The organism is Edaphobacter sp. FHG110511_03, from assembly GCF_059115365.1.
The window spans coordinates 2,012,690-2,025,055 of the sequence record NZ_JBZYWL010000001.1; the positions used below are offsets into that span (position 1 = coordinate 2,012,690).

General features: G+C 58.4%; 13 protein-coding genes. 7 read left to right on the forward strand and 6 right to left on the reverse strand.

Going from position 1 to position 12,366, the window contains the following annotated elements:
* Positions 1 to 43: 43 nt before the first annotated feature.
* Complete coding sequence (locus AC5S26_RS08100; protein WP_494184339.1) at positions 44 to 1,285, reverse strand: MFS transporter; 1,242 nt, start codon at positions 1,283 to 1,285, stop codon at positions 44 to 46.
* A gap of 296 nt (positions 1,286 to 1,581) precedes the next feature.
* Positions 1,582 to 2,130 carry a hypothetical protein gene (locus tag AC5S26_RS08105; protein WP_494184340.1) on the reverse strand — a complete coding sequence of 183 codons (549 nt, stop codon included), beginning with the start codon at positions 2,128 to 2,130 and terminating at the stop codon, positions 1,582 to 1,584.
* 150 nt (positions 2,131 to 2,280) lie between these two features.
* On the opposite strand from AC5S26_RS08105, the gene AC5S26_RS08110 reads away from it, so the two are divergent.
* From AC5S26_RS08110 to AC5S26_RS08125, 4 genes are all read left to right on the forward strand, one after another.
* The gene (locus AC5S26_RS08110; RefSeq protein ID WP_494184341.1) at positions 2,281 to 2,652 is read left to right on the forward strand and encodes an ArsR/SmtB family transcription factor; all 372 of its coding nucleotides are present in this window, start codon (positions 2,281 to 2,283) and stop codon (positions 2,650 to 2,652) included.
* Positions 2,652 to 3,107: an SRPBCC family protein gene (locus tag AC5S26_RS08115; RefSeq protein ID WP_494184342.1), complete on the forward strand. Its 456-nt coding sequence runs from the start codon at positions 2,652 to 2,654 to the stop codon at positions 3,105 to 3,107. Before AC5S26_RS08110 ends, AC5S26_RS08115 begins: the two co-directional genes overlap by 1 nt.
* A gap of 147 nt (positions 3,108 to 3,254) precedes the next feature.
* A complete protein-coding gene (locus tag AC5S26_RS08120) occupies positions 3,255 to 4,019 on the forward strand; it encodes a DUF899 domain-containing protein (protein ID WP_494184343.1) in 765 nt (254 codons plus the stop codon).
* Between the two features lie 138 nt (positions 4,020 to 4,157).
* Positions 4,158 to 4,982: an alpha/beta fold hydrolase gene (locus tag AC5S26_RS08125; protein ID WP_494184344.1), complete on the forward strand. Its 825-nt coding sequence runs from the start codon at positions 4,158 to 4,160 to the stop codon at positions 4,980 to 4,982.
* 51 nt (positions 4,983 to 5,033) lie between these two features.
* Here AC5S26_RS08125 and AC5S26_RS08130 read toward each other — a convergent pair whose 3' ends face one another.
* Entirely contained in the window at positions 5,034 to 6,512 is a 1,479-nt protein-coding gene (locus AC5S26_RS08130; protein WP_494184345.1) for a hypothetical protein, read from the reverse strand.
* Positions 6,513 to 6,621: 109 nt separating this feature from the next.
* Between AC5S26_RS08130 and AC5S26_RS08135 the strand changes: the two genes are divergently transcribed.
* On the forward strand, positions 6,622 to 7,041 hold the full coding sequence (locus AC5S26_RS08135) for an ester cyclase (protein WP_494184346.1): 420 nt from the start codon (positions 6,622 to 6,624) through the stop codon (positions 7,039 to 7,041).
* A 113-nt stretch (positions 7,042 to 7,154) separates the two neighbouring features.
* Here the strand turns inward: AC5S26_RS08135 and AC5S26_RS08140 are convergent, their stop codons facing one another.
* Together AC5S26_RS08140 and tldD are read right to left on the reverse strand one after the other, a co-directional pair.
* Complete coding sequence (locus AC5S26_RS08140) at positions 7,155 to 7,697, reverse strand: DUF1493 family protein (RefSeq protein WP_494184347.1); 543 nt, start codon at positions 7,695 to 7,697, stop codon at positions 7,155 to 7,157.
* On the reverse strand, positions 7,698 to 9,155 hold the full coding sequence (tldD, locus tag AC5S26_RS08145; protein ID WP_494184348.1) for a metalloprotease TldD: 1,458 nt from the start codon (positions 9,153 to 9,155) through the stop codon (positions 7,698 to 7,700). It abuts the gene before it with no gap.
* A 140-nt stretch (positions 9,156 to 9,295) separates the two neighbouring features.
* On the opposite strand from tldD, the gene AC5S26_RS08150 reads away from it, so the two are divergent.
* Positions 9,296 to 10,681, forward strand: coding sequence for a sensor histidine kinase (locus AC5S26_RS08150; RefSeq protein WP_494184623.1), 1,386 nt, complete (start codon positions 9,296 to 9,298; stop codon positions 10,679 to 10,681).
* Positions 10,682 to 10,689: 8 nt separating this feature from the next.
* Here the strand turns inward: AC5S26_RS08150 and AC5S26_RS08155 are convergent, their stop codons facing one another.
* Positions 10,690 to 11,886 carry a VWA domain-containing protein gene (locus tag AC5S26_RS08155; RefSeq protein WP_494184349.1) on the reverse strand — a complete coding sequence of 399 codons (1,197 nt, stop codon included), beginning with the start codon at positions 11,884 to 11,886 and terminating at the stop codon, positions 10,690 to 10,692.
* A gap of 59 nt (positions 11,887 to 11,945) precedes the next feature.
* On the opposite strand from AC5S26_RS08155, the gene AC5S26_RS08160 reads away from it, so the two are divergent.
* Positions 11,946 to 12,356, forward strand: coding sequence for a fosfomycin resistance glutathione transferase (locus AC5S26_RS08160; protein ID WP_494184350.1), 411 nt, complete (start codon positions 11,946 to 11,948; stop codon positions 12,354 to 12,356).
* The last annotated feature ends 10 nt before the right edge of the window (positions 12,357 to 12,366 follow it).

Here is a 12,366-nt window from a genome sequence, read left to right on the forward strand (position 1 = left end):
CGCTGGACCTGGAGGCGGATCGCTCCTGAGCATGCGGGGGAAGCTACTGCTGCTGGGGGACAGGGTTGAAGGTGGATTCGCGGTGGACGAGCAGGAAGTAGAGCGAGACCACCACCAGGGCTACGCCCGCGCCGCTGAGAGCCCGGGTGACCCCGAAGAGGGGAATCAGCTTGCCGAGAGCGAGGGCTCCGAGAGGAATGCCCGCGCGGAAGGCGAGACTGTAGACGCTCATGACGCGTCCACGCATGGCATCGGTGGCGATGAGCTGAGCGAGCGACAGCATGAACGAGGCAGATGCCATGAGAGCCATGCCGGAGAAGAACATCAGCAGGCAGGAAAGAGGCAGCCACCGGGAGATCGCGAAGCCCGCGATGATGAGTCCGAGCGAAACCAGGATGAGCAACGTCAAGCGGCCCTTTTCTTTCATCTTTTCGACGGAGGCGGCCCATAAGGCACCGCAGATCGAGCCTGCGCCGGAGCACACGAGAAGCAGAGTGTAAGTCTGGGGGCCCCTATTGAAGATGGTGCGAACGAAGACGGGAAGGAATCCGGTAAGAGAGAAGCCGAAGAGCGTGGTGCAGAAGGCGAGGATGACGAGAGAGCTCATGCCGTCGCGACATCGTATGAAGTGGATACCCTCTTTCATGCTCTTCAGGACGGACTCGGTGGTCTTAGGCGGGACGAATTTCACGTGGATCATGAAGAGCGAGGCGATGACGGCGAGGAAGGAGAGTCCGTTGAGGGTGAAACACCAGGTGGCGCCAAGGGTGGTGTACGCAAGACCGCCGAGGGTGGGACCGACGATGCGCGCGAGGTTGAACTGGATGGAGTTCATCGCGATGGCGTTGGAGAGATCCTCGGGGCCAACAAGGGTTGGCAGCAGCGCCGAGTAGGCAGGGCCGCCGAAGGATTGCCCGAGTCCTACGAAAAACGAAAGGGCGAGGATGTGCCAGACCTGGACCACGTGAGTGGCGAAGAGCGTCGCAAGCAGGAAGGCGCACACCATCTGGATGTACTGCGACATGAGCAGCATCTTGCGACGGTCCATGCGGTCCGCAAAGACTCCGCCGAAGAGCGAGAACATCATGATGGGGAGCTGACCCAGGAAGAGATCGAGGCCGAGATAGAAGGCGTCTTTGGTGAGATCGTAGACCAGCCAGCTCTGCGCGAACTGTTGCACGAAGGTGCCGATGGTTGAAACGCAGGCCCCGATCCACATCATGCGAAAGTCGCGATAGCGGAAGGCTCTGAAGATACGTGCTAGAAACTTAGGGCTGGAAGGCATCGCGACGTAAGGTTTTCTTCCGGATCGGCTGGTTAGAGGGTACAGAGATTCATCGTACAGGGATGGATGGTTAGACGGGGGAGAGGATGCAACGTTTGCTGGAGGTTTGTGACGGAGTCGAGCAACTTCGTCTCTCGGATTTCGCTCCGGCACTGATAGAGCGATGCTCTGCACTCACTGCGGATGATTTAGGCATAGCTGAAGCTACTTCTGCGAGGCGGTGACGCTTGTGCAACTGGATTCCTCCTATCTGCGGCATGGGGCATGCCGGCGTGGACTCTTCAGCGATGCCCGGTCTAGGACGGCCTCTTCGAGGCTTTGCCCAGCAGGGGGGCGCCCCAGGTTCCGACAGCCAGGAGTGCGCCGAACAGGACGATGGCATCAATGCTCTCGCGGTCCTGGGAAGACCAGTAGGCGGCCGGATCGAGGTTGAGCCAAAGGGCGAACTCGTCGAGAGTAAGCGCAGCACCTGCGCCATAGGCGATGGAGAGCAGCCGGCTAAAGAAGATGGAGCCGGGAGTGTCTCCTGTTCCTGCTTCCGCAAGCGTGGCATAGCCGCTGAGCAGAAGCAGGAGGATTCCCCAGACGAGATGGTGGATATGTCTTCCGCCGACGACCACGTAGCCGAATGGCCCGACGTGATGCTGGATTGAGAAGACGAGCAGGCGGGCCGCTAGAAATGTGATGAAGAACGAGATGGAGGCGAGGAGCAGACGGCGATGGGGCCGGTCAGGGATTTTCTGGTGGAGGAGATGCCCTGCCTCGGTGAGATGCAGCAGAACGAGTGCAACTGCCGCCATAAGGACGATGAAGAGGAGCAGGATCCAGGAGCCTGGAATATGCATCCATTAGCTTTATCACGAGGCCTTTGTTTTAGGCTCTGGGCTCACTTCGGTATCAAAAACTGACAACAGGTTTAATTTGCGAGGGTTCGCGAATTTCATAGATTTTGGTCTCGGCTTGACATATTCCTATATAAGCATATATTTCAAAACATGGCACGAGCAGCAACAACGGCAGACGTCTTCAACGCAATCGCTGAGCCGCGACGGCGCGAGGTAATTGGTGTGCTGGCGGACGGCAAGGAGTACGCGGTGGGCGAGGTGGTGCTGCGATTGCGGATGCCTCAACCGGCCGTTTCGAAGCATCTTAAGGTGTTGCGCGAGGTTGGCGTGGTGTCCGTGATTAAGCGCGGACAGCACCGGATGTACCGGTTGAATGCGGCAGAGCTGAAACCGGTGCATGACTGGGTGAAGACGTTCGAGCGGTATTGGACGCATCAGCTGAGTCAGATCAAGGTACGAGCGGAGCGCAAGGCTCTGGAACGGATGATTTCAAGCGACGGAACTTCAACCAAGGAGGAGTAATGGCAGCCACGATTCAGGAACAGGTAGTTCAGGCGTTCGAGATAGTGAAAGACGAAGAGATTGCGGCTCCGATCGACATTGTGTTCGAGACGATTCTGGAGCAGATGGGGCCTTTGAACTCGACACCGGAGAAGCCGATGCCGATGAAGCTGGAGGCGTGGCCGGGCGGGCGCTGGTTCCGCGATCTCGGGAACAACACGGGACACTTCTGGGGCCTGGTCCAGGCGATCAAAGCGCCGTCGCTGCTGGAGATTAGCGGTCCGTTGTTCATGTCGAATCCTGCTGTCTCGAATATTCAATATCGTCTGACGGAGGAGAACGGATTGACGCGCGTCCGGTTTGTGCATCGGGCGATGGGCTGGATAGGTGAAGCGGAACGTGGAGTGGATTCCGGCTGGACAGAGCTGATCACCCGTATTCGCGTGGCTGCCGAGAAGCGCGGCAGCGGGAGGTAGGCATGTGTCCGCTCTGTCTCGCAACTGTGGCCTGGATCGCTGCGGGCATCACCTCGACGGGCGGTATTTCGGCAGTGACCGTGAAGAGGCTCCGCGACAGAAACCAGGAAGCGACAACCAATAACAACCACGAACAAGGAGAGAGACATGGACAAGAACAATGAGCCCCAGGTGAAGATGAAGACGCCGCCGGTCGTGTCGCCCGGTGAGTGGGAGGCTGCGCGTCAACAGATGCTCGAGAAAGAGAAGGCCTTTACCCGCTCGCGTGATGCGCTGGCCGCGGAGCGCCGGCGAATGCCGTGGGTGACCGTAGAGAAGGAGTACGAGTTCGAAGGGCCTCAGGGCAAGGTGAGACTGCTCGACTTATTCGAAGGGCGACGTCAGCTGATTGTTTACCGCGCCTTTTTTGAACCCGGAGTGTTCGGCTGGCCGGAGCACGCGTGCCGCGGCTGCTCTCTGGGCGCAGATCAGGTCTCGCACCTCTCGCATTTGAATACGCGCGACACCACGCTGGCATACGCATCGCGCGCGCCGCAGGCAGACATCGAGCGTCTGAAGGCGCGGATGGAGTGGAAGATGCCGTGGTACACCATCGCGAGCGACTTCGATAAGGACTTCGGCGTGGACGAGTGGCATGGCCACAACGTCTTTTTCCGTGACAACGACGACCGCATCTTCCGCACGTACTTCATCAACAACCGCGGTGACGAGGCGATGGGAAGCGTGTGGAACTATCTCGACCTGACTCCACTGGGGCGTCAGGAGGAGTGGGAGGATTCGCCGGAGGGATACCCCCAAACCGTACCCTACAAGTGGTGGAACTGGCACGACGAATACGGAGCCGCTTCGACTGATCCGCGGTGGGAGAAGGTCGTGGATAATGCGCTGGTGACTTTAAATCTCAACGACTAGCGTGATTGCTCAGGTCATTTGTCATAGAGCGAGGCTTTTTAGCCTCGCTCTACTTTTCGTGTGGGGCGGCGTTCTGATTCATGCAAGTGTGATTTAATTGGCGCACTTTCTCTATCTCGCCTAGATCAAGGAGCCCATATGCCCACTATCACAACCAAGGACGGCGTTGAGATCTTCTACAAGGACTGGGGTTCAGGTCAGCCGATTGTGTTCAGCCATGGATGGCCTCTGTCGGCTGATGACTGGGACGCGCAGATGCTGTTCTTCCTGCAGCATGGCTATCGTGTGATCGCGCACGACCGTCGAGGACATGGGCGCTCCACCCAGACCGCCGATGGTCACGATATGGATCATTACGCCGATGACCTGGCTGCGCTAATAGCTCATCTCGGGCTGAAGGACGCCATCCATATAGGCCACTCGACCGGCGGCGGCGAGGTCGTGCACTATCTGGCACGTCACGGAGAAAAGGGAGCGTCCAAGGCCGCGCTGATCAGCGCAGTTCCTCCGTTGATGTTGAAGACGGCAGCCAATCCGCTCGGCCTGCCCAAGTCGGTGTTCGATGACCTGCAGGCGCAACTCGCAGCCAATCGTTCGCAGTTCTATCGCGATCTGCCGACCGGGCCTTTTTATGGCTTCAACCGTCCGGGTGTGAAGTCGTCTGAGGCCACCATTGAAAACTGGTGGCGTCAGGGCATGATGGGCGGAGCCAAGGCACACTATGACGGCATTGTCGCTTTCTCGCAGACCGACTTCACTGAAGACCTCAAGAAGATCACCATTCCTGTGTTGGTGATGCATAGCGAAGACGACCAGATCGTTCCTTATGTCGCTGCCGGGCCGTTGTCGGCGAAGTTGCTGAAGAATGGGACCCTGATTACGTATAAAGACTTCCCGCATGGCATGCCCACAACGCAGGCGGAGACGGTCAATGCCGCCCTGTTGGCGTTTCTAAAAAGTTAGGATTGATTGATCCGCGGTAAGGCGCAATTGTTCTGACAGGATTTCCGAATCTTATTTCCGGCGCATGAGCTCCGTCGCATGGACTGAGCCCTGCATCGCGGCGTAGCGGCCTGGAGCGTTTGCGAGATCGAGTTCAAACTCCTTCAGCGCCAGGTTGGGGTTGCTCTGTTCAAGGAGCAATGAGCCGAGTTGTTCCCGGGCCGGAAGAATCGGCCCGGGGGTCACCGGAAGTTTCTCGACTGAGTCTTCCGTGTCGGCAGCTTCCCGCATTAGGGTTGCAGCTTCCTGGGGTTTGTTTTCTGCCTGGGCAGACCATGCCATGACTTCGCGCCTTAGAACTTCTACCTGGGTCGCCCAATAACTGTTGTCCGCTGCATGGAGCTGCTGTTCGAGCTCCTGCAATCTATGGATCTGCTCGCGGGCTTGGGCGGTGTGCCCTTGGTGAGCCAGCCCGAGGCCGCGTGCCCAAACTGCGATTGCGATTACGTGAGGAGGGGCTTCTGCCGGCGGGACGATGGCCACGGCTTTGGACCATTGACTTCGCTCCACGATGGAACGAATCGGCATCGCGGTCGCGGCATACCCTATCTTGAAATCGCGCATGTTCAAGTTCGGCATGTCGTTGAGTTGCTGGATGACTTCAAGTGCGTCTTTGTCGCGTCCTCTCTGAAGATAGGCGTAGACGAGATAGTCCATGGCGTGCAGCTCTTCGCCTGTGTCGCCCTGTTGGTGTGCGGCTTTTCTCGCGGCAAGGTTGGACTCGATGGAGTCGTCCCACAAGCCGAGCCGGGTGAAGATGTGTGAGGGCATGTGCAGCGCATGCGGCGCGGAGGGTGCGATCTGCGCGTAGGCGCGGGCAGAGGCGAGGCCTTGTGCGGCCATCTCAGCGTTGTCGCAGCCGTGGATGAGGTAATGGGTGATGCCGGGGTGGTCGGGGTAGGCGCGGTTGAGAGGTTCGAGGATGGCGACGGCCTTCTTCTGGTTGGCGTGGGTCTTGTCGGTGGGAAGAGCGGTTCCGAGAAGTGCGAGGGCGTAGAAGATCTGCGATTCTGCGTCGGAGCGATTGGCCTGGGCGAGCTGACTCATGGCTTTTTCGTATTGGACGGCGCGGGTGCTATAGGGGACGGTCTGCGCGTCGGTATAGATGAAAGAGAGGGCGTGGATGAAGTCCAGCTCGCGTTGCGAGCCGGTTTTTAGCTGGAGCGCCTGCGCGATCTCGGCGTGACCGGGTGCGATCGCGCGGGGCGAAAGGGTTTCCCAAAGCGGATGGTAGTAGCTCATGGCGACGCCCCAGTGGGCCATGGCACAGGTGGGGTCGGTGCGGGCGATGTTCTGGAAAGCGACGCGGGCTTCGGTGTAGGCGAAGGAGTGGAGCAGAGCTACTGCACGATTGAACGGCTGCTGCACGGAGGCGGAGCAGGTGATGGGGAAGGAGACCGTGCCGAGCTTCTCGGGAGCGGGGTGGTCGTGCTGCTCCTGCGCGTGAAGGGGGAGAAGGCTCAGGAGCAAGAGGAGAAGTCGAGAGGGCATGCTTGCCTCCGGTTTTGGAGGAGATTGTACCGTTTGCGAAGTTTATGGGGACCGTGAAGATGTGTATGATGCGTGAGCTTCCTATTTCCGAATGCAGGAGAACGAGTACGTGTCTGAGGCAACGAACGTTATGGTGGTGGGAAGATTTCTCGAAGAAGTTCTGAATCAGGGTCGGTTTGAGGTCGCCGACGAGATTGTCGCCGAAGACTTTGTTGAGCTGGATCCGCTGCCGGGGCAGCGGCAGGGACGTGAGGGCCTGGTTGAGGTAGTGAAGGGGCTGCGCACGGCGTTTCCGGATATGCACTGGAAGGCGGAAGAGACGATTGCCAGCGGCGACAAAGTGGTCACTCGGTTTACGTGGACGGGAACGCAGAAGGGGGAGTTTCTAGGGATTCCAGCAACGGGCCGGGGTGTGAGCGTGAAGGGCGTGGTTATCGATCGGGTTGTAGATGGATGGATGACCGACAGCCGAATCTTGATGGATACCATGGGGTTGATGCAGCAGCTTGGGGTGGTTTCGGGGGCTTGATCAAGGATGATGATGATTAAGTCGCTTCGTCCTTCGGACTTCACTCCGGCCTTCGGCAGAGCGGTGCGCCGCTCCCGCGACGAGCTTTCTACGGCACGGCTTAAGCTGTGCCCTTAAGTGAGGCGGGTCATGCCAAGCGGGACTATTCCCAAGCATGCCTTCCATCCGACACCCGGCAGAAAATATGAGCTAATGGATAAACCCGTATTTAGCGAGACAAAAGACTTTTGTCGGACTGAGTCGATAAGGTCGGCGATCAATATTTGTCTGGATGTTGGATTCTCTTGTTCGCGTCGGTTGTTAATTGAGCCGACTACAGACATTGCGGCCACCATAGTGGCCAGTCCAAGAACAACAACAATCCACAAAGAAAGATGAAAGACAATTCGGAGTATCCATGCAGGGATCATCGCTAGGATGCCGAATAACAATGGCCCTGAGCCAGCAATTCCTTCAGGGCCGAAGTATTCGCTCCAATGTTCCTGAAGATAAGTCAGGTTCACTTCGAACTTCTTTTCAAACTTCTCAAAGAATTCAACGGCATCATCACCATCCATGCCTAGATCAACAAGAAGCCGGTCTGAAAGCTTCAATTTCTCGCGTTTCATTCCGCGTTGTGCTGCAACGAAATCGAAGACTTCGTCTTCGATAGTCACCTAACTCGTGCCGCCTACGGTCATCTTGTCGAGTTTGATGGTGGGCATGCCGACGCCTACGGGGACGGACTGGCCGGATTTGCCGCAGGTTCCGATGCCTTCGTCAAGAGCGAGGTCGTTGCCGACCATGGAGACGTACTTGAGGGCTTCGGGGCCGTTGCCGATCAGGGTTGCGCCTTTGACTGGGCTGGTCACCTTGCCGTCTTCGATCAGGTAGGCTTCGCTGGCTGAGAAGACGAACTTGCCGTTGGTGATGTCGACCTGGCCTCCGCCGAAGTTGACCGCGTAGAGGCCGCGTTTGACCGACTTGATGATGTCTTCGGGCATGTCATCGCCGTTGAGCATGTAGGTGTTGGTCATGCGCGGCATGGGGATGTGGTGATAGCTCTCGCGGCGGCCGGAGCCGGTATTGGGGGTTCCCATCAGGCGTGAAGAGAGCTTGTCGGAGAGGTAGCCCTTGAGGATGCCGTTCTCGATGAGAACGTTCTCCTGCGTTGGGTTGCCCTCGTCGTCGACGTTGATGGAGCCGCGGCGATTGGGCATGCGGCCGTTATCCACAACGGTGACTTTGCTGGATGCGACCTGCTGACCGATGAGGCCGGCGAAGGCGGAGGTCTTCTTGCGGTTGAAGTCAGCCTCGAGGCCGTGACCTACGGCTTCGTGGAGCAGGACCCCGGGCCAGCCGGGGCCGAGGACGACCTCCATCTCACCGGCAGGGGCGTCGATGGCGCTAAGCTGCAGGATGGCGGTGCGGGCTGCCTCATTCGCGTAATGTTCCGGAGACTTGTCACCCTCGAAGAAGTCCATCGTGATGCGGCCGCCGCCACCGGAGGAGCCGCGTGCGGTGCTTCCGGCGCCATCGTTGCCGGCTGCGTCCTTGGCGATGACGAAGACGTTCAGGCGCGAGAGCGGCTGGGTGTCAGAGGCGTAGGTGCCGTCGGATGCGGCGACGAGGATGCGGCGGAGCTCGTCGGAGAAGCTGGCGCGGACCTGAGTGATGCGCGGGTCGTAGGCGCGGGCCGCGGCGTCGGCGCGCTGGATGAGGGAAAGCTTGGCGGAGATTTCAGCGTCGGCGGTGGCGCCAGTGATGGGATAGAGCGAGTCGCCGGAGGTGTGGCGGAAGCCCTGCATGAGCTCCTTGGCGGGGCCGGAGGCGATGAGGGCGGCGGTGCGGGCGGCCTTGAGAAGAGCGTCGGTGGAGAGATCGTCGGTGTAAGCGTATCCGGTGCGCTCGCCGGAGAGAACGCGGACTCCGCAGCCCAGACTGACTCCCTGGGAGGCAGTCTTGACCAGAGATTCGTCGATGCCGAGCGAGGTGGAGGTGACCGACTCGAAGTAGAGATCGGCGTAGTCGCCCCCGGCGGAGAGCGCTTCGGCGAGGCAGCGCTCAATAAGGCGCTCGGAAACGCCCAGCTTGTCGGTGAAGTATCGCTTATGGTCGGGAGCAGGAGTCGTCATCTTAGTTTGATGATAGGGAAGCCGGCAGGTTGCGGCAATGGGGGGCTCATTATGGTCTTTTTGACAGGCTCCCGGAAGGAATCTGTTACCTTTACCGGGAGAAACAGCCTCGGCTGAAGGGATTAGACGCTGTGATTGCAATGGAGCTGATAGAACGGCTGACACAGCATAAGACGCTGGGCGCGGTGCCGCGGGAAGAACTGATGTGGCTGGCCGAACACAGCGAGTTTCGCAGATTTGCGGTGGGCGAGATGATTTCGCATAAGGGAGAGCCAGTCGAAGGCATGTATGTCATCCTGTCGGGACGGTTGGCACTGTTGGCCGATCGCGGCGGCGGACCAAGCAAGATCGCGGAGTGGGGCGCTGGGGATGTGACAGGCATGCTGCCGTTTTCCCGACTGGGGAACGCCCCCGCGAATTCTATCGTCCAGGAACCCCTGGAAATGGTGGTCCTGCATCGAGATCGCCTGCGGGAACTGACCCGGGAGTGTTTTGAGATTACCTCGATCCTGGTGCACCGCATGCTGGATCGGACACGATTTTTTACCTCGAACGAACTGCATGACGAGAAGATGATCTCGCTGGGTAAACTGTCGGCGGGCCTGGCTCATGAGTTGAACAATCCGGCAGCGGCCATTGAACGGAGCGTGTGTCTGCTGACCGACAGGCTGGAGGATTCGGAGAATGCTGCTCGCCTTCTTAAGGCCGCTCATCTTACGGACGAGCAACTTGCGGCGGTAGATGCGATACGGGCTTCGTGCATAGCGAAGCGATCGGCGATCTCGCGGTCCCCGCTCGAACAGATCGACCGGGAAGATGCGATCGCCGAGTGGCTTGCGGAGCATCGACTGGATGGGGCCATCGCGCCAGTGCTTGCGGAGACGGAGGTCACGCTCGACGATTTGAATGTTCTTGCGCGGACTGTGCCCGGACCGGCGCTGAATTCGGTACTGCGGTGGACGGCAGCTGGGTGTGCGGTACGTAGTTTGGCAGCAGAGATTCAAGGCTGTTCGACGAGGATCTCAAGCCTGGTGATCGCGATTAAGGGATTTACCCATATGGATCAGGGAATTGCGGCTGATCTGCTCGATCCAGGCAGGGGACTGGCAGATGCGGTGACCGTGTTGCATTCCAAGGCGACGCAAAAAACGATCTCGGTGGCACTGGATATTGAAGAGGGTCTGCCGCAGGTGAATGGCTTCGCCGCGGAACTGAACCAGATATGGGGAATTCTGATTGATAACGCGTTGGATGCAGCTCCCGAGAACGGACAGGTTACGGTGAGCGTGCGAGGCGAGGGTGGCCGCGTAGTGGTACGGATCGTCGATAACGGCGCCGGGATTCCTATGGAGATTCAATCGCGCATCTTTGATCCCTTCTTTACCACGAAGGCAATGGGGCAGGGGACGGGGTTGGGATTGGATATTGCCCGGAGGCTGGTGCAGCACAACAATGGCATCATCGAATTTGTCTCGAAGGCGGGACAGACGGAGTTCCGGGTCTCACTCCCTGTAGCAAAGCAGTAAGTGACCTTCTACTGACTGGGATCGGCCCAGTAGCCGCTCCTAGCCGTGATGCGCAGGTCGGGATAGCTTTTGAGCTGCAGGTCGAGAGCATGCAGACCGGTGTGGGGTGATTGCGGCTGGAAGCTGAGGATGTAGCGGTTCGGGATGTGATTGGAGATCGTTGCCAGATCGTGCTCAAGATTTTTGGCGTTGGTCAGTTTGAAATACTCTCCGCCGGTAAGATTCGCGACGGTTTCAGGAACGTTGCGTTTGAGACCATCGGCCGCAAGGATAGCTGCCATCTTGGCGAGAGCGAGAGGCGGCAGCAGCTGCGTAGCGCAGTCGTAGGCCTGGATTGCTTTGTTGTGGGTGGCGTCGGGATCGGGATTCGGGTCTTTGCCCATGCAACCATGTGGAGGGTTGGGGTGATGATTCTCCATCCAGAGCGCGCCGGGTTGCGTGGGAAGCTCCCGAGAAGCGTAGTGCGCCGCCTCGGATTTTCCGGTTGAGAAGCCGATGCTGTAGATGGTGGTGTTGGTGTCGCTGACAGCACGGATGGCGTCGTCAATACTGGTATGGCTTCCGCGATCCGACGTTTCACTGATCAAGAGAATTGCGCGGCGATACTCGAGAGGCTGTTTTCGCAGAAGATCGACAGCGAACCCGATGCTGTCGAGGATGGCGGCGCCGTTATCGCCTAAGGGAACATTATGGACGGCCAAAGGTGAGGCGCAGTTTTCAAGGTGATGTTGGCGTGTGCATCCGGGTGCCAGAGTTTCGAGAGCGCTTGCAGCTGTGTCGATATCGGTGGTGAAGTCCTGAAGCAGGGCCGGCTGACTGTCAAAGGTGACAACCGCAACCTTGTGAGGGACGTTCCCGATGATGGATTCGAGCATGGGAGACATGGGAGGAGCAATGGAAGCGAATTTATTAAACTCGCGGGCTCCAGCGCCTCCAATCTCAAGAATGACGACGAGGGCGAGAGGTTCGCCTCCAGTGTCCTGTTCGAGGATGAGTTTTTGCGGAACACCATCATCCGTCAGGTTAAAGTCCTCTGCAGAGAGCGTGTAGACAAGCTCGCCACTCTTCTTGCGTACCAGTGCAGGGACAAGGACGAGAGTGGACCGAGCGCTGAGAGTGGATTGCTGAGCAGGCGCAGGAGTCTGTGCCTGCGATAAGGAGAACAATGGCACGAAAGCGAACGCAGCAAAAGTTCGAGCCAGCATAGCTGGGACCTCTCGAGAGGAGTGTATCGTTCCGGATAGAAGACGGTAATAATGACGAAATGATTAAAGGCGTCAATCACATTACGCTGGCAGTACGAGATCTCGAGGTCTCGTTCCGGTTCTACGCAGAGGTCCTGGGATTGCGTCCGAGAGCAAGGTGGCGTAGAGGAGCGTATCTGGAGGCAGGTGAGGATTGGATCTGCCTCAACGTAGATGAGGCAACACGAAGTGAAAGCCTTCCTGAGTACACGCATATCGCTTTTACCGTCGAAGAGGCAGATTTCGCGACCGCGGTAGAGAAGTTAAAGGCAGCAGGCGCGCAATGTTGGCAGGTGAATCGAAGTCCAGGAGAGTCGTTTTACTTTCTTGATCCTGACGGACACAAGCTGGAAATCCATGCTTCGAATCTGCAAGAGCGGCTTAAGGCGTTGGCAGCAACGCCGCCACAGGATCTAATTTTGTTCCCGTGAGAACGGTGCA

Bases quoted from the DNA above. Each gene is read 5' to 3' on its own strand.
- AC5S26_RS08100 (WP_494184339.1), bottom strand. From the start codon at position 1,285: ATGCCTTCCAGCCCTAAGTTTCTAGCACGTATCTTCAGAGCCTTCCGC.
- AC5S26_RS08105 (WP_494184340.1), bottom strand. From the start codon at position 2,130: ATGCATATTCCAGGCTCCTGGATCCTGCTCCTCTTCATCGTCCTTATG.
- AC5S26_RS08110 (WP_494184341.1), top strand. From the start codon at position 2,281: ATGGCACGAGCAGCAACAACGGCAGACGTCTTCAACGCAATCGCTGAG.
- AC5S26_RS08115 (WP_494184342.1), top strand. From the start codon at position 2,652: ATGGCAGCCACGATTCAGGAACAGGTAGTTCAGGCGTTCGAGATAGTG.
- AC5S26_RS08120 (WP_494184343.1), top strand. From the start codon at position 3,255: ATGGACAAGAACAATGAGCCCCAGGTGAAGATGAAGACGCCGCCGGTC.
- AC5S26_RS08125 (WP_494184344.1), top strand. From the start codon at position 4,158: ATGCCCACTATCACAACCAAGGACGGCGTTGAGATCTTCTACAAGGAC.
- AC5S26_RS08130 (WP_494184345.1), bottom strand. From the start codon at position 6,512: ATGCCCTCTCGACTTCTCCTCTTGCTCCTGAGCCTTCTCCCCCTTCAC.
- tldD (WP_494184348.1), bottom strand. From the start codon at position 9,155: ATGACGACTCCTGCTCCCGACCATAAGCGATACTTCACCGACAAGCTG.
- AC5S26_RS08150 (WP_494184623.1), top strand. From the start codon at position 9,296: ATGGAGCTGATAGAACGGCTGACACAGCATAAGACGCTGGGCGCGGTG.
- AC5S26_RS08155 (WP_494184349.1), bottom strand. From the start codon at position 11,886: ATGCTGGCTCGAACTTTTGCTGCGTTCGCTTTCGTGCCATTGTTCTCC.
- AC5S26_RS08160 (WP_494184350.1), top strand. From the start codon at position 11,946: ATGATTAAAGGCGTCAATCACATTACGCTGGCAGTACGAGATCTCGAG.